This window comes from Rhizobium centroccidentale (assembly GCF_030182565.1).
Taxonomy (GTDB): domain Bacteria; phylum Pseudomonadota; class Alphaproteobacteria; order Rhizobiales; family Rhizobiaceae; genus Rhizobium.
In genome coordinates, this window is sequence record NZ_JAQJCG010000009.1 from 63,291 (window position 1) to 83,316 (window position 20,026).

Sequence of the window (20,026 nt, forward strand, 5' to 3'; positions counted from 1 at the left end):
GCCGCTTACCCGAATAGTCCTTGAATTCGCAGTTCACATCGATTTCTGAGTAAACGCATCCAGCTCATCGACACTGCCTATCCGTGTCAGCGCCTTGCCGGAATTTTGTGCTTCCCCGCACAGGCGGCGGATGCAGGGCATCCAGTCTTGCTCGATTTCCCATATGGTTCGGAACAGATCTCGCGTCGGCGGCATGGCCGAAAGTCCGCCGGGCGTGTTTTCGAGCTTGCCCGACTGCCAGGCGATTTGCCGGTCTGCTGCAAGCCAGAAATGCATCCACAGCGGCATATCGATGAGGATGATCTCGGTCGCGCGATCTACCCGCGCCGGGATCGAATTCTTGTGCCCCAGGCCATCGATGACCCAATTCTCACCGGATAGGATCCGTTCATGCTGCTCGACATAAGTTTCGATCGCTGCGGGAATCCAGCCTTCCTGCCAAAGCAGCCTGTCGATCTCGAAATGGGGAATCGCGTGGCGCTCGCTTAATTTGCGGGCGAGGGTGGATTTCCCACCGCCTGCATTTCCCAAAATGGCGATGCGCGACATTGGATGATGACCTGACGATTCGAGCCTATCGGAAACCTGGAAAAGATGCCGGAGCCTTTATGAAGCTATTCCCATGTTGTTGCAATTGATGCAGACGATCGGAGAGTCAGGCTGCGTCGCGCCGCACGAAATGCTGAATGCCAGCGGGATTGGTGATGATGAGGTTGCGTATGGGGGTTGGCACCAGGTCGAACCGGTCTAGCCCGATCAGCGTGGAAGGTGCCCAGCGAAATTCGAGGTCGGCACTGCCGTCCTTCACCCGATGCACGATTTCCGTTTCGTGAAATGGAAATGGCTGCAGCAGCTCCGCCTCATAGTAGAAGCCGAGTTCGTGAACACGTCGTCCGGCATATTCGAAGAAATTCTCGATAATGAAGCGCAAGGGGCCGATGGTCGCCTTGCAGCCGATTTCCTCTTCGATCTCGCGGGCAAGTGTCTCGGCGCCTGCCTCATGAAACTCCACCCGGCCGCCGGGCAAAGACCAGAAGTTATCTGTGAGCGCACGGTGAACGAGGATATGTCCACCATGGCGGATCAATGCGCCGGCGCGCAATTGAAAACGGGATTCTCCCGAGTCCATGACAACCATGATTCGTGCGTCTGCCATGGACGACCCTCCGATTGCGAGACGAGATGGAAATCATTTGCCAGATACCAGCATCCGGTTCTCAGATATAGTGAAGCAGTTTGAAGGTTGTTTTTCGTTTCCTCCTCACCGAGCAGGTCCTGGCGATGCGTTTCGTAAATCCAATTCCTTTCGTCAGCGATATCGAGCGTTCGAAGGCATTCTACGGTGAGCTGCTGGGCCTCAAGATATTGAAAGACTTCGGCAGCTTCGTGCTGTTTGAAACCGGCTTTGCGATTCATGATGGAAAATCGCTGGAGCAAACGGTCTGGAGGAAAAGCAGCGGAGCATCCGAACCCTATGGGCGGCGAAACATCCTTCTCTATTTCGAACATGAGGACGTGGATGCCGCCTTCGAGGCGATAGCGCCGCATGTCAATCTCATTCATCCCGTCGAAAAGCAGGAGTGGGGGCAGCGGGTATTCCGCTTCTATGATCCCGACGGTCATGCGGTGGAGATCGGTGAACCGCAACTGGACATGGCGGCCCATTGATTCTTGCTGCCGTTAACTTGAAGCGGCGGAGAATGGGAGTGCGATCGCGGTCTTATTTGGAGAGGCTATCGGCAGTCTCAAGATAATGTATGATCTGCGTCGCACGGATTGCTGTTTGACACATCACATCATCGTGAAACGGATTTCATGCTTATCGCCCAGATCAACGTCATCGCGCGCGCTGCCGGACAGCGCATATCTGAGCCATCCGCTGCAACGGTGGAGCATTCTTTGCGTTATAAAGAATCGGATCAGAACAACATTCTCTTCAGGACATCATCCTTGCGGACGAAATGGTGCCAGAGCGCTGCCAGGATATGCAGGCTGACGACGGCATACAGGCAATAGGCGCCATACTCGTGAATCTCGGCGGCTGTTCTTTCCAGGCCCTTATCGAGCGGCAGCAGATTGGGCCATTGGAAGAGGCCGAACCATGGCAGGTCATGGCCGCCGGCAGCGGATGTGGTGTAGCCTGCAAGCGGCATCAGGATCATCAAGATGTAGAGCAGCATATGCGCGCCGCGGGCGGCATGGTGATTGAAGGCGCCAAGCGGCCGTTGGTAAGCAGGTTCACCCAGCGAAAGCCTGAGCGGCAGGCGGATGGCGATGAGGAAAAGCGCCGTCATGCCGAGGGACTTGTGTACGTCGAGGAGTGCGCGACGCAGCGGTATGCCCGGTGTGAGGTAGGAACAATAAAGGCCGATGACGAGCGCTGCAATGATGACGATGGCCATGAGCCAATGCAGGAGCCGTTGCGACGATCGGTAGCGGGTAATGGGCGTGTCTGTGATTGTTGTCGTGTCGGACATGGGTTTCTCCGGTCGTCTTGGGGGTACGGCGCGGATGCGGTAATCGGTTGGAATATGGCTGAATTGAGGGCCTTTCCGTTCACCTTCTCGCGAGCGGATATTTATCGACCACCGGCGATCTGACGTCGGGTGCCAGCCGGAGGCTTCATTCCGGTTTGTAAAAGCGACTTTATGGCCGGAAGTTGTGTCGGCCGCGCCCCGCTCTATCCGGCCCTATTGTTCCGGTTTAGGAGGTGTCCGGTTTCTTTCGCCGGCGCTGGAAAGAATCTCGCAGCTTTCCGTATGCGTCTGCGCTGGCGTTTCGGCGACAAGGGCCTTCGTACAAATGCCGATCTCATGTCCTTCGATCCGGAAGAAGGCGATTCCTCCGGCCTCGAGCGCCAGACGCAACTGCGCCTCCGTTGCCCGATGCAGGCTATGGCGGTTACCTTCATAGTCGCGGATCGTGCTGCGCGACACGCCGGAGCGGTCGGCAAGATCCATCTGCGTCCAGTCGAGGAAGCCGCGGGCTGCCCGGCAGAGCGCTGGTGTCAAAATCATCGCCATCTTACCTTGACGCAGGGTTCGAAGCTGCCCATATTGGGCGATATCTATCATATAGGACATAATATACCGGATTTCTAGGGGTTTTGCTGTCGTGGCAGTCTGGCGTGATCCGGCCAAGCGAAGGAATGACGTTTTGGGATAACTGGCGAGCCTCTTTTTATTCTAGCACTTTTGGCTCTGCCGTTTATCGGAAGTCTTCTTTCCGTATGCCTCTTGCGCACGCAGTCGCGGCGTGGCCCGGCCCAGATCGCCGGGGCTGTCACATTTCTGGCGCTGTTGATTTCCGCAAGCTTTTATCCTGCCGTCAAGGACGGCGGCGTCGTCCGTTATAGTATAGAATGGCTGCCGCAGCTCGGGCTTGATTTCAGCCTCAGACTGGATGGTTTTGCCTGGCTGTTTTCGCTCGTCATCACCGCCATCGGCTTTCTCGTCATCGTCTATGCCCGCTACTACATGTCGGAAGAGGACCCGGTTCCCCGCTTCTTCTCCTTCCTGCTCGCCTTCATGGGGGCGATGCTCGGCATCGTGCTGTCGGGCAATGTCATTCTGCTCTCGATATTCTGGGAGCTGACCAGCATCTTCTCCTTCCTGCTGATCAGCTATTGGCACAACACCGCCGCGGCCCGTGACGGCGCCCGCATGGCGCTGACGATCACCGGGATTGGCGGGTTCTGCCTGCTGATCGGGCTGATCCTGCTCGGCCATATCGTCGGCAGCTACGATCTGGACAAGATCCTCGCGTCCGGCGATATCATCCGCAATCATCCCCTCTATCTGCCTGCGCTGATACTCATCCTGCTCGGTGCGTTGACGAAGAGCGCGCAGTTTCCCTTCCATTTCTGGCTTCCGAACGCAATGGCCGCGCCGACGCCCGTCTCCGCCTATCTGCATTCCGCCACGCTGGTGAAGGCCGGTGTCTTCCTGCTGGCGCGCTTCTGGCCGGTTCTCGCCGGCACCAACGAGTGGTTCTACATCGTCGGGGCCGCCGGCATCATCACGCTGCTGCTCGGCGCCTATTTCGCAATGTTCCAGCAGGATCTCAAAGGGCTGCTTGCCTATTCGACGATCAGCCATCTCGGTCTCATCACCACCCTGCTCAGCCTCGGCAGTCCGCTTGCGACGGTTGCCGCCATCTTCCACATGCTGAACCATGCGACGTTCAAGGCGTCGCTGTTCATGGCGGCCGGCATCATCGATCACGAGACCGGCACGCGTGACATGCGCCGTCTGAGCGGTCTGTTCCGCTATATGCCGTTCACGGGGGCGCTTGCGATCGTCGCGAGTGCCGCCATGGCCGGTGTTCCGCTGCTCAATGGCTTTCTATCGAAGGAAATGTTCTTCGCCGAAGCGGTCGAAACTCATGCCGATTCCATCCTCGATCGCATGCTTCCCTATGTGGCGACGCTCGCAAGCGCCTTCAGCGTCGCCTATTCGCTGCGTTTCATTCAAACGGTATTTTTCGGTCCGGCGCCGACCGATCTGCCGATCGCCAAGCCGCATGAACCACCGCGCTGGATGCGCTTCCCGATCGAGTTTCTGGTCGTGGTATGCCTGGTCGTCGGTATCGTTCCGGCGCTTTCGGTGGCGCCTTTCCTGCATGCGGCTGTCGTCAGCGTTCTCAACGCCGATACGCCGCAATACAGTCTCTCGCTCTGGCACGGCTTCAATCTGCCTGTTATCATGAGCATCGTCGCATTGGTTGGCGGCACGGTGTTCTATTTCGCCTGTAAGGATTATCTGTCGCGATGTGACGACGGTCCGCCCCTCTTCCGCCGCCTGAAGGGGCAGCGCATCTTCGAGCGGGTCCTGGTCGAGGTTTCCTGGCACTGGGCGCGAATAGCCGAAAAGCGGATCGGCACGCGCAAGCTGCAGCCGCAGCTTCGCTGGGTCGTCGTGACAGGGTTTGCAGCCGGCCTGCTGCCGCTCTATCTGTCGGGCTTCGAGGCGAAGCATTTTGCCTTTTCAGGCGCCGATCCGGTCTTTGCCTCCATTTGGGCGATCGGGATTTGCCTGGCGATCGGCACTGCCCTCTTTGCCAAATATCATCGGCTTGTTGCCTTGGTGATGCTGGGCGGGGTCGGATTGATCGTCTGCATGACGTTCATCTGGCTGTCGGCACCAGATCTTGCGATTACCCAGCTTCTCGTCGAGATCGTCACGACGGTGCTCATCCTGCTGGGCTTGCGTTGGCTGCCGAAGCGAACGGAAGGGATTGACGATACGGTGAATTTGCGCGCCCGCTTCCGACGCTTCCGCGATCTGGCGCTCGCCGTCATCTGCGGCGTCGGCATGATGTTCATTTCCTATGCCGTCATGACCATGCCGGTGCCTGACGCCATCGCGAATTACTTCCTGGAAAATGCCTATTCGAAGGGCGGCGGGCGTAATGTCGTCAACGTCATCCTGGTCGATTTCCGTGGCTTCGATACGCTTGGCGAAATCGCCGTCCTTGGCGTCGTCGCCTTGACCGTCTATGCGCTGCTGCGTCGTTTCCGCCCTGCGCCCGACAGCATGGAGATGCCGGAACAGCAGCGGATACAGAACCGTTTCGACGAGGAACGGCCGGAGCGTTCGGCCGGCGATACCGTGCGCGATTATCTGCTGGTGCCCTCCGTCATCATGCAGTGGATGTTCCCCTTCGTGATCGCCCTGTCGGTCTATATCTTCATGCGGGGGCATGATGCGCCAGGGGGCGGCTTCTCGGCCGGCTTGACGCTCTCGATCGCCTTCCTGCTGCAATATCTGGCCGGCGGTACGCGTTGGGCGGAGGATCGCATCCGCATCCTGCCGCTGCGGTGGATGGGCGCCGGGATTCTGATCGCGACAGCAACGGGCATCGGCGCCTGGTTCTTCGGCTATCCATTCCTCACCTCGCATTTCCAGTATCTGGACCTGCCGTTGCTCGGCAAGGTTCCGGCGGCAAGCGCGCTGCTCTTCGATCTCGGCGTTTTCCTGTTGGTCGTCGGCTCCACTGTTTTGATCCTCGTCGCGCTTGCGCACCAGTCGATCCGTATAAACCGCCTGCGTGCGCTCGATGCCGACAAGGCAAAGGGGGACTGATGGAACTCATCTTGTCCATTGCAATCGGTGTAATGACGGCTTGCGGGGTCTGGCTGATTCTGCGTCCGCGCACCTATCAGGTCATCATCGGCCTGTCCTTGCTTTCCTATGCGGTCAATCTCTTCATTTTCGGCGTCGGCGGTGTGAAGACGAATGTGCCGCCGCTGCTTGGCGATGGCACGGCAACGCACGCCTTGGCAGATCCGGTGCCGCAGGCTCTAGTGCTGACTGCGATCGTTATCGGCTTTGCCACCACGGCTCTGTTCCTGGTCGTACTGCTCGCCTCGCGCGGCCTGACCGGTACGGACCATGTGGATGGACGGAGTGACCGGAAATGACGGGCTGGTGGCACCATCTCATCATCGCGCCGATCCTCGTTCCGCTTATCGCGGGTGCGCTGCTCGTATTCATCGATGAGCGCTCGCGCACGCTGAAGGCACTCATCAGTCTGGCGGCAGCGCTCCTGTTGATGGGCATTGCATTTGCGCTCTTCCGTGCGGAAGGCGGATCGCCGGGGCTAGAGCGCGTCTATCTCCTCGGAAACTGGAGCGCGCCTTTCGGCATCGTGCTCGTGCTTGACGGATTATCGGCGCTCATGCTGCTGCTGACATCCATCGTTGCCGTGGCCGCGCTGATATTCTCGCTGGCGCGCTGGCACGCGGTCGGCGCGCATTTTCACACTATGTTCCAGCTGCTGCTGATGGGGGTCAATGGTGCGTTCCTGACGGGCGATCTCTTCAATTTGTTCGTGTTCTTCGAGGTCATGCTGGCTGCGTCCTACGGACTGCTGCTGCACGGTTCGGGGCCGCTCCGCGTCAAGGCGGGCATGCACTATATCGCCGTCAATCTGGCCGCGGCGCTGCTCTTCCTGATCGGCGTCAGCCTGATCTACGGCACGGCGGGGACACTGAACATGGCGGATCTTGCCATGCGCATCCCGGAAATGTCGGCAGATCGCCGCATGCTGATGCAGGCGGGCGCCGGCGTGCTCGGCATCGCATTCCTCATCAAGGCTGGCATGTGGCCGCTCTGCTTCTGGCTGCCGACGGCCTATAGTGCGGCTTCCGCGCCGGTTGCGGGCATATTCGCGATCCTCAGCAAGCTTGGCATTTACGTCATCCTGCGGCTGACCATGCTGCTGTTCAGCGCCGGCCCCTCCGCGGGCTTCGGTGCGACCGTGCTTCTCTATGGCGGCATGGCAACGCTGATCTTCGGAACGGTCGGTGTGTTGGCGTCGCAGGCGCTTGGCCGGCTTGCCGGCTTCTCGGTGCTGGTCTCATCCGGCACGTTGCTGATGGTAATCGGTATCAATGACGGCTCCATCTCGTCCGGCGCGCTGATGTATCTCGTCAGCTCGACACTGACGATCAGCGCCTTCTTCATGCTGATCGAGCTCGTGGAGCGCGGCCAGGATGCCGGCGCCAGCGTTCTCGCTGTCACGATGGAGGCCTATGGCGATGCCGAGGAGAAGGAACCGGCAGAAGGCGACGGCGTGACCATGCCCGGCACCATGGCAATGCTCGGCATCTGCTTTGCCGCCTGCGGCATCCTGCTGGCAGGCCTGCCGCCTCTTTCCGGCTTCGTCTCCAAGTTTGCCATGCTTTCCGCCATGATGGGAACCGGCGCGATCGGCATTCCGCCGAGCGCCGCCGTCTGGACACTGATCCTGCTGGTCATTCTCTCCGGAATTGCCGCCCTGATTGCGATGACGCGGGCCGGCATACGCACATTCTGGAGCTCGCTGGAGGGCACGGTTCCCCGCGTACTCGTCATCGAGATATTCCCCGTCATGGGCCTGCTCGCATTGACGCTGGCACTGACCATCTGGGCCGGCCCCGTCATGCAATATATGGATGCGACCATCCGCACGCTCAGCGATCCCAATCTCTATGTCGATGCAGTCCGCAATGCCGTGGTCGCGCCCGCAAAGACGGGAGGCCTGTGATGCTGCCTTATCCGTTCCTCGCGCTGAGCCTGATCCTGATGTGGCTGCTGCTGAACGGCTTCACGCTTGGCCAGCTTATCCTCGGCATCATCGTCGCCGTTTTCGCCTCCTGGGGCATGGCATCGCTACGGCCTGAAAAGCCGCGGCTGCGGAAATGGTATTTGCTGCCCAAACTCTTCTTCCGGGTCGTTTTCGATGTGGTGAAATCGAATGTACAGGTGGCTTGGATCATCCTGAGAGGGCGCTCGCGCAAGACGACGCCGGGCTTCGTTGTCCTCGAGCTCAGGGTGCGGGATCAGATCCCGCTGGCGCTGCTTGCGGTTATCCTGACCAGCACGCCGGGATCTGCGTGGCTGGAATATGATTCCAACGACAATACCGTGCTGCTGCATGTGCTCGATCTCGAAAACGAGGCGCAATGGCGACAAACGGTCGCCAACCGCTATGAAAACCTGCTGATGGAGATTTTCGCATGAGCGCCACGATCATCCAGATATCCGTTACGATTGCGCAGATGATGATCGTGGCCGCGATGGCGATCGCCTCCATTCGCATGTTTCGCGGCCCGCGCGCCCAGGATCGCATCATTGCACTCGACACGCTTTATGTGAATGCGATGCTGTTGTTGTTGACCTTCGGCATAGGCACAGGTCGTGTCGTTTATTTCGAGGCGGCGCTCGTCATCGGCATGCTGGGCTTCGTTGCAACCGTTGCATTGGCGAAATTCCTGATGCGCGGAGAGGTGATCGAATGAGCACGCCGTTCGAAAACATACCTCTGTGGGCCGCTATCCCCGTCGGTGGGCTTCTCGTAATCGGCGCTTTCCTGACGCTCATCGGCGCCATCGGTTTTCTGAGGCTTGGAACATTCTACGAGCGCATCCATGCGCCGACATTGGGAACGAGCGGCGGCATCGGGGCAATCATGATCGCGTCGATGATCTTCTTTTCGACTGCGACGCGGTCCCTCGTCATTCATGAACTGCTGATCGGTATTTTCATCACGGTGACGACGCCGATCACCTTCATGCTGCTCGCCCGCGCGGCGCTGCACCGCGATCGCGCCGAGCAGAACGGCAATGTTCCGCCTAAGCAATCGCCTCAGGAGACATCGACCGAGGGGCGCCTCTCGTAACGTTCAATCCGCCCGTTCGAGGCTTACAGCCAGCCGAGTGCGGTTGCCGCTCGTGTTGCTTCGGCGCGGCGATGACAACCCAGCTTGCGGAACAGATTTCCGAGGTGAAACTTCACCGTCCGAAATCGAGCTCTAACGGGCGACAGCCACGCAGCTAGGGCTCGGCACCATGCCGTGGATTCACGGCATTTGGCGCTCAAGCACATAGCAGCACTGAACAATGGTTTCGCAGCGCGCCCGCGAGAAAAGCTCCCTGCTGCCGACTTGGCAGAAGCCCAGTTTGGTCAGCACCCGTCCAGAGGCCGTATTGTCGGATGCGTGACCGGATTCGAGGCTGGACAAGCCGGCGTCGTTGAAGACGAAGCCGATCAGCGCCTGTGCTGCCTCGAAAGCATAGCCTTTTCCCCAGGCCTCTCTCTCCAGCCAATATCCAAGACTGCCCGCGCTGCCGACAATGCCATCGACATCGACGACACCGATCATTCTTTCCCCTTGTTCGATGGCGAAGCGATAGGCGGAGCCTTCGGCCCATTCGCGCTGATGGCTGGAAAACCAATCTTTGATATTGTTTTCGTTCGGCGGATATGAGGCGTTGCTCAGCATGCGCGTCACAGCCCAATCGCTCTGAATTTCGGATGCGCGTTTCGTATCGGCGGCCGATGTCGGACGCAGGCGAAGGCGTGCTGTCTCGATGGAGGAGCGATGGATCGATCTTGCGGTCATCATACGGGGTGTCTTGCCAATTTGCCTAATCTCCATTTTTTAGCGTTAGACAATATATTGCCGCAATGGGCGCGCAAAAGCGCCGCCTCTTGCGGGCCTGGCCTGCAGGAAATTGGGACCGGCCGTGAGAGCGTTCCGTTTACGAGGGGCGAACCCCCTTTCGCGGTCCGGTCCTTCCCCGCCGATCCATGTCCTCATAGCCCTAGCTTTGGCGAGCAAGTCTTGATGGCTATGATGTCGTCCCTTCCCGCGCATGTCCAAGGAAGCCTGACGTCCGGTCGAGAACAACCTCCATCGCGTGTCTGGCGGCGATACTGTCGCCTGCGGCGATTGCCTCGGCGACCGCGGCGTGGTTTTCGAGATTGGCCGCGAATGCGCCGACCGTGTGCGGGAAAACGGCATCGAGAATGGATTCGATCGCTTGACGCAGGCTTTGCAGCACCGGATTATGCGTCGCGGCAAGGATCGACATGTGAAAGGCCTTGTCGGCGGCGACGGCTGCGGTGGGGTTCTTCTGGTCTCGCTCCATGCGGCGGTAGATGTCGAGGATCGCCTGACGTTCCACATCGGTTGCCCGCAATGCCGCCAGCGCGGCAGCCCCAGGCTCGATGATCTGGCGGGCTTCGGCAAAAGCCATGAGCTCATCGTGCGAGATCCGTCCGCGCGACAGCCATGCGATCAATTCTCCGTCGAGCCATTGCCATCGCTCCCGCGGCTCCACTCGCGTGCCGGTGCGCTGTCTGACGGTCACTAGACCCTTGGCCGACAATATCTTCGCCGCTTCGCGCACGACCGTGCGGCTGACGCCGAATTCCTGCTCCAGTTCGCCTTCCGAGGGAAGATAGGTGCCGGGCAGTATCTGTCCGGATGCGATGCGGATGCCGAGAGCTTCCACGAGGGCCGTCGTCCGGTTCGGCTTTGTCTTCGTCATGCGTCGGTCCTTCACGTCCATCGCCAACGAGACCAATCAGAATGCGGTGACAAAAGCAAATAGCTTGTTGCCTTACAAACATCATATGTTAAAGGTATGATGTTTGTAAGGTGCCCTGGAGGGCGTAATGAACTTCGAAACCAATGGGGAGGCAGTTCGCCGCATCAATCTGCGCATCCTGCCTTTCCTGATGCTGCTCTATCTGGTCGCCTATATCGACCGGTCCAATATCTCCGTCGCCGCGCTCGGAATGAACGAGGAACTGGGCCTGACGAGCCAGATGTACGGGCTGGCGGCCGGCATCTTCTTCGCGACCTATATCGTCTTCGAAATACCGAGCAATATGCTGCTGGCCCGGTTCGGCGCACGCCGCTGGATCGCCCGCATCATGATCAGCTGGGGCGTCATTGCTGCCGGCATGGCGTTCATTTCCAACGCCCATCAGCTCTATGGAATGCGCCTCCTTCTCGGCGCGGCTGAGGCGGGCTTCACGCCGGGTATCATCTTCTATCTCGCGAAATGGTATCCGTCGCGCGAAAGGGCGAATGCCATGTCCTTCTTCTACATCGGCGCAGCGCTTGCCTCGGTCATCGGCTTGCCGCTCTCCGGCCTGCTGCTCAATGCGCACGGCATTCTCGGCCTGTCGGGGTGGCGCTGGATGTTTCTGATCGAGGGCATTCCCGCTATCGTCTTGGGCTTCGTCGTGTTGAGGTATCTGCCCGATCGCCCGCGAGACGCGGCCTGGCTCACCACCAAGCAGCACGATGGTCTCGAGCGAACCATCGCTGTCGAGGAGGAGAAGGCGTCAGTCTCGCATCATGCATCCTGGAGTGCCGCCTTTTCCAATGCTCGCGTCTGGGTACTCGCCTTCTTCTGGCTGCTTCAGGCCTTCGGGACGATCGGCATCACACTTTTCATGCCGCTGATCGTCAAGAGCCTGTCCGGCGGCGGCAATCTGGCGGTAAGCCTGCTTTCGGCGGTGCCGTTTCTGGCCGCCTGTATCTTCATGTTCTTCAATGGGAGGCATTCCGATCGAACCGGCGAACGCGCGCTTCATCTCGGGCTTCCGCTCACCTTGGCCGGCGTCTGCCTTCTCGGTGCGACCTATGCCGGCGATCCACACCTGGCCTACCTGCTGCTCGTCCTTTCGGTGGCGCTCAACTGGGCGGTTATTCCGATCTTCTGGGCTGTCACCACCGAATTCGTCTCGGGGATTGCGGCGGCCGTATCGATCGCGCTCATCAATGCGCTGGCGAATGTCGCAGGCTTCGCCCTGCCGCCGGCGATCGGCTGGATCAAGGATTCGACCGGAAGCTATGATGTGGCGCTGACGCTGGTGGCTGCCGCGTTGATCACGGGTGGCCTTCTCGGCATTGCAATCGTCCGCACGGGTGCGCCTGCTCTTGGCTTTCAAAACAATAAGGTAAAACGAGATGGCATTCGAACCTGAGAAACTGCACGGCATCCACGCGATCCTCTACGCGTTCTTCGACAAGGAGGAAAAGCTCGACAGGTCGGCGATGAAGCGGCAGACCGAGATTTGCGTAGCGGCAGGCGTGCATGGGCTTGCTGCGCTCGGTCTTGCCACGGAGGTTTCCAAATTGACCGCCGCCGAGCGCCGGACCGTGATGGAATGGCTTGCCGAGGACAATGCCGGCCGTCTGCCGCTCGCCTTCACTGTCTTCGGCACTTCAGTTGCAGAGCAGGTCGAGCAGGTGCGGCACGCCGAAGCCGTTGGTGCTGACTGGGTGATACTCCAGCCGCCACCGGTCGGCACCTTCGGCGCAGACGAATATATCGGTTTCTTCGGCCGCGTCGCGGATGCGACGAAGCTGCCGGTGGCAATCCAGAACGCCCCCCCCTTTCTCGGACGCGGTCTGACGGGACCGGATCTTGCGGCATTGCGCTCTGCTCATCCCAATGTGAGGGTACTCAAGGCGGAGGGCTCGGCCGTCGAGGTCAAGGCGCTGATGGAGGCGATCGGCGACGGCGTGCCTGTTTTCAACGGCCGAGGCGGCCTTGAATTACTTGATGGGCTGCGGGCAGGTTGTGCCGGCTATATTCTCGCTCCCGATCTCATCGACTATGCGGTCGACGCATACACCGCCTTTCGCGCCGGGAACGACGTCCGTGCCGAGGAAATCTATCGAACCATGCTCCCATCCGCCGTTGCCGTCATGCAGGGGATCGAGCACCTGATGTGCTACGGCAAGCGGCTGTTCGCGGCACGGGCGGCGCTTACGGTTCGCGATCGCGCACCTGCTATGCGTCCGACACCGTTCGGCGAAGAACTTGTCGCCTTGCATGCGAAGAGGCTCGGATCTTTCTGAAGCCGATCCGCTTCTAATTTTCGGATCGCGGCAATTCCAGCTTCTGGACTTCGATCGCCTCGCGCAGGAGGTTCTTCATCTGCTCGGCAGCGCCCGAACCATCGGCGCCAGCAATGGCTTCATAGACATTCTGGTGACGGCGTATCCAGCGTTCGTCTTCCTTCTCCGTCCGCTCCAGCCCTGCCTTGAAGACATGTTTCAGCCCTGCCGAGATCAGCGATCCCAAGGCAAGATAGAAGGCGTTGCCGGTCGCGGCCAAAATGGCGGTGTGAAATGCGAGATCATGCTCGATCTTTTCGTCCGCGGTCGAGGCGAGGGTCATGCCGAGCAGGGCATGTTTCATTTTCTGCAGCGTTTGCGGCGTCGCACGGGCGGCGGCAAGCTCTGCTGCTGCCGGCTCGAAGGATTGCCTGAGTTCATAGAGGTCGACGCGCGCCCGCTCGCTGCCATTTTCCGCGCCGAGCCTCCATGCGAGGACCTGCGGATCAAGCAGAAGCCATTCCGAGTGATCGGTCACTCTGGTGCCGCTTCTCGGGCGGCTTTCGAGAAGGCCCTTGGCCGACAGGATCTTGATGGCTTCCCGGATGACGGTACGCGACGTCCCGAAATGGTCGCAGAGCTCCTGCTCCGTTCCCACAGAAGCTCCCGCCGCGAGCGCCCCGCCGACGATCCGCTCGCCTAGCGCCTGCACAATCGCGTCGTGGTATCTCTTGTTGGTGCCGAGGCTCGCATCATCGGCGTCCGAAGTCATCCCGGCCATCTGCCTTTCCCAAAAATCGAGACATGTCTAGCGTCTTCAGCCTGTGGTCACAAGCGTCGCCCGCGCTTGACCGTCATTGCCAATTTGTATAACAAAAAAATAAATCATAATACAATAGAGGCGATCATGACCAAGGATTCAAAGCGACGGTCGCAGGCGTGGTTCGGCGGAGTGGACAAGGATGGCTTCATTCATCGCTCGTGGATGAAGAATGGCGGCCTGCCCGATGATGTATTCGATGGTCGTCCCGTCATCGGCATCTGCAATACATTTTCGGAATTTACGCCGTGCAACGCGCATTTCCGCGAGCTGGTCACGCATATCAAGGCCGGCGTCCTGGAAGCCGGCGGATTGCCGCTCGAATTCCCGGTCTTCTCCTGCGGCGAATCCAACCTGCGGCCGACTGCGATGCTCTTCAGGAACCTCGCTTCCATGGATGTCGAAGAGGCGATCCGCGGCAATCCCATGGACGGTGTCATCCTGATGGCCGGCTGCGACAAGACCACGCCATCGCTGCTGATGGGTGCGGCCAGTTGCGATCTGCCGACGATCGTCATTTCCGGCGGGCCGATGCTGAACGGCAATTTTCGCGGTAAGCCGATCGGTTCCGGCACGGATGTCTGGAAATTCTCCGAGGAGGTGAGGGCAGGCACCATGAGCCGGCAGGAATTCATGGATGCGGAAAGTGCCATGTCGCGCTCGCCCGGCCACTGCATGACCATGGGAACGGCATCGACCATGGCGTCGATGGTGGAAGCTCTCGGCGTTGCCCTGCCGACCAATGCGGCATGGCCTGCCGTCGATGCCCGGCGTGCGCGCCTCGCCCGCATGACCGGGCGCCGCGCCGTCGCGATGGTCAAGGAAGATATGCGGCTTTCGAAGGTTCTCACAAAGCAGGCGTTCGAAAACGCCATCAAGATCAATGGCGCGATCGGCGGATCGACCAATGCCGTCGTTCATCTGCTCGCCATCGCCGGGCGTATCGGCGTCGACCTGTCGCTGGAGGATTGGGACACGCTCGGGCGCGATGTGCCGACGATCGTCGACCTCATGCCGTCGGGAAAATACCTTATGGAGGATTTCTGTTATGCCGGCGGCATTCCCGCCGTGATGAAGGAAATTTCCGATCTCCTCCATCTCGATGCGCTCACCGTATCGGGAGGGAGTGTTGGAGACAATATTGCCGATGTCGTCAACCACAATGCGGACGTCATCCGCAGCCGGTCAAATCCGCTCGTCCACAGCGGGGGAATTGCCGTCCTCAAGGGCAATCTTGCGCCTGATGGAGCGGTGCTCAAACCATCGGCTGCATCGCCCCATCTGATGTGCCATCGCGGCCGCGCCGTCGTCTTCGACACTATCGAGGATTTCCACGCCAGGATCGACGATCCGAACCTCGATGTCGATGAGAATTCCGTTCTCGTTCTGAAGGGGGCCGGCCCACGCGGCTATCCCGGCATGGCCGAGGTCGGAAACATGGCTTTGCCAAGCAAGCTGCTGGAAAAGGGCGTACGCGACATGGTGCGCGTTTCCGATGGCCGCATGAGCGGCACGGCCTATGGAACCGTGGTGCTGCATGTATCGCCGGAAGCCGCCGCCGGCGGTCCGCTGGCACTCGTCGAGCACGGGGATTTCATCGCACTCGACGTCGGGGCCCGCACATTGGTTCTCGACGTTCCGGACGATGAGCTTGAGCGGCGGCGAGCGGCCTGGAAGGAACCGGTGCCGGAAATGACCTCAGGATACCAAGGCCTTTACGTTCGAACGGTCATGCAGGCCAATACCGGCGCCGACCTCGATTTCCTGGTCGGCGGACGCGGCGCCAAGGTTCCGCGCGAGAGCCACTAATTCATTATATTCAGAGCGAATATGCCTACATGCTGGAGGCATCGCTATTCTTCATCGGTGACTTCATTTTCGAGGTGGGTGCAATCTTCTGCCGACTAGGTTTGGTGCGAATAAACAGGTCGCGCATATCCAGGCGTTTGTGCGTCGATCTCCCGATGCTCTTGTATCCCTCGAAACAGGGCGGCGAGTTGGTGCACTTGTGACGTCCTCTGGTTACATAGATTTGATGATATAATCTATAATTTTAATAGACAAACAAATCGGGCAACGATGTTTCAATCATCGACCGCACAATGAAAGATCGTGCCGTGCGAAGCGCACCATCGATCATGCATGCTCTGCCTGCGAAGCGCTGAGCGGAGTTTGCGGAGTGGTCGGCAAGATCGGCGATCCTGACGACCGTCCCCGGGCAGCCTTCAGAACATTGTTTGGAGGCATATGCATGAACGATATCATTGTCCGGTCGTCATTGCTGGACCCGGCGGCGGAACCGCTGATCGATGGCCTTGCCAGCGAGTATGATGGCAGATACGGCGCCGCAAGCCGTCCTGGCGGCGCGCGAGCGGAAATCATGCGCTATCCGAGTGCCCTGTTCGCGCCGCCGCTTGGCGATTTTCTCCTGCTGCAGCGCGATGGTCAGACCATTGCTGGCGGCGCCTTCATGAGCCACGACGACGAAACCGCTGAGTTCAAGCGGATATGGGCGCATCCGGATCTCCGGCGTCAGGGACTGGCGCGCCGCATCATGATCGCGCTCGAGGAGAGTGCCGGGCAACTCGGCTATAGCAGAGCCTACCTTAGCACCGGCTTTCGCCAACCGGAGGCCGTGGCCTTCTATCGGTCGCTCGGCTATCGCCCTCTTTTCGACCCGACCGTCGACCCGAGCCTCTATCGCTCCCTGCCTTTCGAAAAGCATATCGGCAAAAAGGCGGGGCTACCCGGTCAGACGCCAATCTATCCGCCTGCTGCCTCTTTTGAGGATGCGACGGCGCGCGTGACTGCGCTGAAGGCCGGGCAGGAGCAGCTGATCATCGCTCGTCTGGCGGCTCACGAAACCTCCGCCGCCTGACGGGCATGGCGTCTCCGATGGCTATCGGCATATCCCGGCGCGCAATGGGGTCTGCCTCCTAGCTTCACAATATCGTAAAACAGGACTTCACATGACGCATCCAAATGGTCTCAGGGTCGGCATCGGATTAGATGTTGGAGCGCAGTCCCGCAATCCGCGCGAGGCTCAGAAAAATTTCTGGCGAGCGCTTGTTGCGCGTTTCGACACGGTGATCGATTTCGTGACGCTGGAAGATGGCTTTGCCCACCCTGGCGGCGATGGGCTGGATGCGGTGCTGCTCGCCAACTGGCTTGCAGCGCGCAGCGGTCATGTCGGAATAATCCCCGGCGCGGCAGTCAATTTCCTCGAGCCGTTTCATCTTTCGACCGCCGTCGCTACGCTGGATTTCGTAAGCGAGGGCAGGGCGGGTTTTCTGATTCAGCATGATGATGGATCGAGAGCCGTACATGCCCGACAAGCCATCGGCGCCCTCAATGGCTTTCCTGCAGCGGAAAGCTCCGCCTTGCGTCAGGACGCGCTTGATGTCGTCGATGTCGTTCGCGGGTTATGGGACAGCTGGGAAGATGGAGCGGTCATTCGAGATAAGGAAAGCCAGCGCTTCCTGGATGGCTCGAAGCTGCATTACATCAATTTCAAGGGCAGTGGCTTTCAGGTTCTCGGCCCTTCCATCACGCCGCGCCCGCCACAGGGCCAGCCGGTTGTCGCGGCAGCGTATCGTCATGGTGAGGACTCATCAGTAGCCTCGGCCGCCGATATCGTCTTCCTTCATCCGGATCGCCTGGACATCGCCGATGTCATCAGGACTATCGGTACTGCGGACAAGAACAGGGTGCGGGCGTTCGTTGCCGACGTCATAATCGATGCCGCGCCGAAATCGGTTGACGATTATGTGGCGCAGATTGGAGAGCTCGCCACGTCGGGTATCGCCGGCATTCGCCTCGTTCTCAACGATCCCGCGGTACAGGCGGCATATGTGATCGACGAGCTTATTCCGGCGCTGAGGGCCCGGTCGTCTGTTGGCCCGGTCGCTACGGGTCCGCTGAGAGGTCGATTTGGCCTGCCGGCAGCCGGCAATCGCTACACAAATGCAGCCTGAATTTCCAAGGAGAGCCCCATGACGAAGAAGCAGGTCATTCTTGGAGCCCAATTTCCGGGTGTCAATAATTTCACGGTCTGGAGCGATCCGGCTGCAGGAAGTCAGATCGAGTTTTCATCCTTCCGCCATTTTGCAGAAACGGTGGAACGGGGAAAATTCGACTTCATATTTCTGGCGGAAGGCTTGCGCATCCGTGAGCAGAAGGGACGATTTCACGAGCTGGATGTTGCCGGCCGGCCGAACACGCTTGCCATTCTGACGGCACTTGCCGCGATTACCGAACATGTCGGCCTGATCGGCACACTGACGACCACCTTCAATGAGCCGTATGTATTGGCTCGGCAATTGGCGACGCTGGATATCCTGTCGGGCGGACGTGCCGGCTGGAATGTCGTCACTTCGCCCGACGCCTTTACCGGCGCGAATTTTCGCCGTGCGGACCATCTTCCCCATGAGCAGCGCTACGAGCGCGCCCGCGCGTTCATCGAAGCCGCACAAAGCATCTGGGGCAGCGGCGAGTTTTCGATCCGGTCCAAATATTTCGAGATTGCCGGACGGTCCGCGCTCGAGCGGTCGCCGCAGGGCGCCCCCGTCATCGCCCAGGCTGGAGATTCCGATGAGGGACGGGAATTTGCGGCTCGCCACGCCGACTTGATCTACTCCCGCCATGGCTCGCTTGAGGCGGGGCAGGCCTTCTATGCGGATGTGAAGAAGCGCTTGGCGAAATATGATCGCAGCCCTGACGCTTTGAAAATCCTGCCTGGCGCCAATTTCGTCATAGGTGACACGCAGGAAGATGCCAGCGAGAAGCAGAAAGCGATACGCCTGCAACAGGTCAGTCCAAAGAGCGCGATCGTGTTTCTCGAGCAGGTTTGGAACAGGGATCTCTCAAGCTACGATCCGGATGGGCCGCTGCCGGATATCGATCCGGATGTTTCCGGAGAGAGCCTGGTTCAAGGCCGCGCCAGCAATCAGGATATCAAACGGCGGCTGGAGACGGCGCGTTCGTGGCGCGAGATTGCTGAGCGGGATCGCCTTAGCATCCGCGAACTTGCCATTCGCGTTACCGCTCGAAAGCAGTTCGTCGGAACGGCGGAAAGCATCGCCGACGAGATCAATCGGTATGTGCAAGCCGACGCTGCGGACGGTTTCGTCTTCGCGCCACACCTCACGCCAGGCGGCTTCGACGAATTCGTCGAGAAGGTCGTGCCGGTCTTGCAGGAGCGAGGCGTCTACCGCAGGGAATATGCCGCTGCAACCCTGCGCTCCAATCTTGGCCTGCCGGATCCGACGGAAGAAGGCCGGCCGCTGCGGCACCTATCACAGATGGCATAATGGAGACTATTGGCCCGATATATCGACAGCAAGATTAACTCGTGACGGCGAGGCATTCATGGCGTGATGCCAATCGTATGCACAGGCCATCCGACTTCCCCGTCCTCTAGAAGCTCGGCGGCGTGCATGCGCTGATAACTTCGCAGGGATAGGGCCCGACACAGCGGAAGCGATGCGGGCGGCGGCTTTCGAAGTAGTAGGCATCGCCCGGGCCGAGAATGCGGCGTTCGTCATCCACTGTCACCTCCAGACGGCCGGTGAGCACGATGCCGCCTTCCTCTCCTTCATGCACCAGTGGCACCTTGCCGGTATCGGCGCCCGGCTGGTAGCACTCCTTCAGAATCTGCAGGCTGCGGCCGAAGAGGTTTTCGCCGATCTGCCGATAGGAAATCGGGCCCTTGCCGATTTCGACCAATTCCTCCGCCGCATAGAAGGCCTTTTTTGGCGCTTCCGGTTCGAAGGCGAAGAATTCGGCAAGTCCGATCGGGATGCCGTCGAGAATGCGTTTCAGCGCACCGACGGATGGATTGGCCGAATTGGATTCGATCAGCGAGATCGTCGAATTGGTAACGCCGGCACGCTTGGCGAGTTCACGCTGGGATAGGTTGCGCGCGAGACGCAGATGACGCAGGCGATTGCCGATATCGACGGACATTACGGCCTCGGATTTTCAGATGTTCGATATATCGAAAACATCTCATGTGATGTAAGCAAAATCAATGACTTAAATTCAGCAAGAAAAGGACTTGTTCGGAACAGGAAAATCGCTGAT

Annotated in this window: 20 protein-coding genes and 2 pseudogenes; 13 read left to right on the plus strand and 9 right to left on the minus strand. The window is 59.5% G+C overall.

Going from position 1 to position 20,026, the window contains the following annotated elements; all coding sequences use genetic code 11:
* Nucleotides 1-33 precede the first annotated feature (33 nt).
* On the minus strand, nucleotides 34-549 hold the full coding sequence (locus PH562_RS13995; protein ID WP_285173705.1) for a P-loop NTPase family protein: 516 nt from the start codon (nucleotides 547-549) through the stop codon (nucleotides 34-36).
* Between the two features lie 106 nt (nucleotides 550-655).
* Nucleotides 656-1,156 carry an NUDIX hydrolase gene (locus PH562_RS14000; protein WP_285173706.1) on the minus strand — a complete coding sequence of 167 codons (501 nt, stop codon included), beginning with the start codon at nucleotides 1,154-1,156 and terminating at the stop codon, nucleotides 656-658.
* 125 nt (nucleotides 1,157-1,281) lie between these two features.
* Between PH562_RS14000 and PH562_RS14005 the strand changes: the two genes are divergently transcribed.
* Nucleotides 1,282-1,668, plus strand: coding sequence for a VOC family protein (locus PH562_RS14005; protein WP_285173707.1), 387 nt, complete (start codon nucleotides 1,282-1,284; stop codon nucleotides 1,666-1,668).
* A gap of 251 nt (nucleotides 1,669-1,919) precedes the next feature.
* On the opposite strand, the gene PH562_RS14010 is transcribed toward PH562_RS14005, so the two are convergent.
* Nucleotides 1,920-2,477: a cytochrome b gene (locus PH562_RS14010; RefSeq protein ID WP_285173708.1), complete on the minus strand. Its 558-nt coding sequence runs from the start codon at nucleotides 2,475-2,477 to the stop codon at nucleotides 1,920-1,922.
* 321 nt (nucleotides 2,478-2,798) lie between these two features.
* A pseudogene (locus PH562_RS14015) lies at nucleotides 2,799-3,083 on the minus strand (helix-turn-helix transcriptional regulator); the annotation flags it as partial.
* Between the two features lie 78 nt (nucleotides 3,084-3,161).
* Between PH562_RS14015 and PH562_RS14020 the strand changes: the two are divergent.
* The 6 genes from PH562_RS14020 to mnhG are packed head-to-tail and all read left to right on the plus strand — an operon-like array spanning nucleotide 3,162 to nucleotide 9,162.
* The gene (locus PH562_RS14020) at nucleotides 3,162-6,083 is read left to right on the plus strand and encodes a monovalent cation/H+ antiporter subunit A (RefSeq protein ID WP_350223775.1); all 2,922 of its coding nucleotides are present in this window, start codon (nucleotides 3,162-3,164) and stop codon (nucleotides 6,081-6,083) included.
* Complete coding sequence (locus tag PH562_RS14025) at nucleotides 6,083-6,421, plus strand: Na+/H+ antiporter subunit C (RefSeq protein WP_015342763.1); 339 nt, start codon at nucleotides 6,083-6,085, stop codon at nucleotides 6,419-6,421. Before PH562_RS14020 ends, PH562_RS14025 begins: the two co-directional genes overlap by 1 nt.
* The gene (locus PH562_RS14030) at nucleotides 6,418-8,028 is read left to right on the plus strand and encodes a monovalent cation/H+ antiporter subunit D (protein ID WP_285173709.1); all 1,611 of its coding nucleotides are present in this window, start codon (nucleotides 6,418-6,420) and stop codon (nucleotides 8,026-8,028) included. The genes PH562_RS14025 and PH562_RS14030 overlap by 4 nt, the downstream gene beginning before the upstream one ends.
* Complete coding sequence (locus tag PH562_RS14035) at nucleotides 8,028-8,504, plus strand: Na+/H+ antiporter subunit E (RefSeq protein ID WP_285173710.1); 477 nt, start codon at nucleotides 8,028-8,030, stop codon at nucleotides 8,502-8,504. The genes PH562_RS14030 and PH562_RS14035 overlap by 1 nt, the downstream gene beginning before the upstream one ends.
* Complete coding sequence (locus PH562_RS14040; protein WP_015342766.1) at nucleotides 8,501-8,782, plus strand: K+/H+ antiporter subunit F; 282 nt, start codon at nucleotides 8,501-8,503, stop codon at nucleotides 8,780-8,782. Before PH562_RS14035 ends, PH562_RS14040 begins: the two co-directional genes overlap by 4 nt.
* Nucleotides 8,779-9,162 (plus strand): monovalent cation/H(+) antiporter subunit G, encoded by a 384-nt coding sequence (mnhG, locus tag PH562_RS14045; protein ID WP_113228633.1) that lies wholly within the window; start codon nucleotides 8,779-8,781, stop codon nucleotides 9,160-9,162. The genes PH562_RS14040 and mnhG overlap by 4 nt, the downstream gene beginning before the upstream one ends.
* 23 nt (nucleotides 9,163-9,185) lie before the next feature.
* Here the strand turns inward: mnhG and PH562_RS30815 are convergent.
* The 3 genes and pseudogenes from PH562_RS30815 to PH562_RS14055 form a co-directional block, all read right to left on the minus strand.
* Nucleotides 9,186-9,281: pseudogene (locus tag PH562_RS30815) on the minus strand (LuxR C-terminal-related transcriptional regulator); the annotation flags it as partial.
* Nucleotides 9,282-9,342: 61 nt separating this feature from the next.
* Nucleotides 9,343-9,888 carry a GNAT family N-acetyltransferase gene (locus PH562_RS14050; protein WP_113228635.1) on the minus strand — a complete coding sequence of 182 codons (546 nt, stop codon included), beginning with the start codon at nucleotides 9,886-9,888 and terminating at the stop codon, nucleotides 9,343-9,345.
* Nucleotides 9,889-10,114: 226 nt separating this feature from the next.
* Nucleotides 10,115-10,816: a FadR/GntR family transcriptional regulator gene (locus PH562_RS14055; protein ID WP_285173711.1), complete on the minus strand. Its 702-nt coding sequence runs from the start codon at nucleotides 10,814-10,816 to the stop codon at nucleotides 10,115-10,117.
* Between the two features lie 127 nt (nucleotides 10,817-10,943).
* On the opposite strand from PH562_RS14055, the gene PH562_RS14060 reads away from it, so the two are divergent.
* Nucleotides 10,944-12,266: an MFS transporter gene (locus PH562_RS14060; RefSeq protein WP_285173712.1), complete on the plus strand. Its 1,323-nt coding sequence runs from the start codon at nucleotides 10,944-10,946 to the stop codon at nucleotides 12,264-12,266.
* Nucleotides 12,250-13,146, plus strand: a complete 897-nt coding sequence (locus PH562_RS14065; protein ID WP_285173713.1) for a dihydrodipicolinate synthase family protein — start codon at nucleotides 12,250-12,252, stop codon at nucleotides 13,144-13,146. The genes PH562_RS14060 and PH562_RS14065 overlap by 17 nt, the downstream gene beginning before the upstream one ends.
* Nucleotides 13,147-13,159: 13 nt before the next feature.
* Here the strand turns inward: PH562_RS14065 and PH562_RS14070 are convergent, their stop codons facing one another.
* Nucleotides 13,160-13,906 (minus strand): FadR/GntR family transcriptional regulator, encoded by a 747-nt coding sequence (locus PH562_RS14070; RefSeq protein WP_285173714.1) that lies wholly within the window; start codon nucleotides 13,904-13,906, stop codon nucleotides 13,160-13,162.
* Between the two features lie 126 nt (nucleotides 13,907-14,032).
* Here PH562_RS14070 and PH562_RS14075 point away from each other — a divergent pair, with 126 nt between their 5' ends.
* The 4 genes from PH562_RS14075 to PH562_RS14090 all read left to right on the plus strand — a co-directional run bounded on the left by PH562_RS14075 (nucleotide 14,033) and on the right by PH562_RS14090 (nucleotide 19,254).
* The gene (locus PH562_RS14075; RefSeq protein ID WP_285173715.1) at nucleotides 14,033-15,754 is read left to right on the plus strand and encodes an IlvD/Edd family dehydratase; all 1,722 of its coding nucleotides are present in this window, start codon (nucleotides 14,033-14,035) and stop codon (nucleotides 15,752-15,754) included.
* Between the two features lie 442 nt (nucleotides 15,755-16,196).
* Nucleotides 16,197-16,823, plus strand: a complete 627-nt coding sequence (locus tag PH562_RS14080; protein ID WP_285173716.1) for a GNAT family N-acetyltransferase — start codon at nucleotides 16,197-16,199, stop codon at nucleotides 16,821-16,823.
* Between the two features lie 91 nt (nucleotides 16,824-16,914).
* The gene (locus tag PH562_RS14085; RefSeq protein WP_285173717.1) at nucleotides 16,915-17,919 is read left to right on the plus strand and encodes an LLM class flavin-dependent oxidoreductase; all 1,005 of its coding nucleotides are present in this window, start codon (nucleotides 16,915-16,917) and stop codon (nucleotides 17,917-17,919) included.
* A gap of 18 nt (nucleotides 17,920-17,937) precedes the next feature.
* Nucleotides 17,938-19,254: an LLM class flavin-dependent oxidoreductase gene (locus tag PH562_RS14090; RefSeq protein WP_285173718.1), complete on the plus strand. Its 1,317-nt coding sequence runs from the start codon at nucleotides 17,938-17,940 to the stop codon at nucleotides 19,252-19,254.
* Nucleotides 19,255-19,360: 106 nt separating this feature from the next.
* Here the strand turns inward: PH562_RS14090 and PH562_RS14095 are convergent, their stop codons facing one another.
* Nucleotides 19,361-19,909 (minus strand): cupin domain-containing protein, encoded by a 549-nt coding sequence (locus tag PH562_RS14095; protein ID WP_092707725.1) that lies wholly within the window; start codon nucleotides 19,907-19,909, stop codon nucleotides 19,361-19,363.
* Nucleotides 19,910-20,026: the final 117 nt, after the last annotated feature.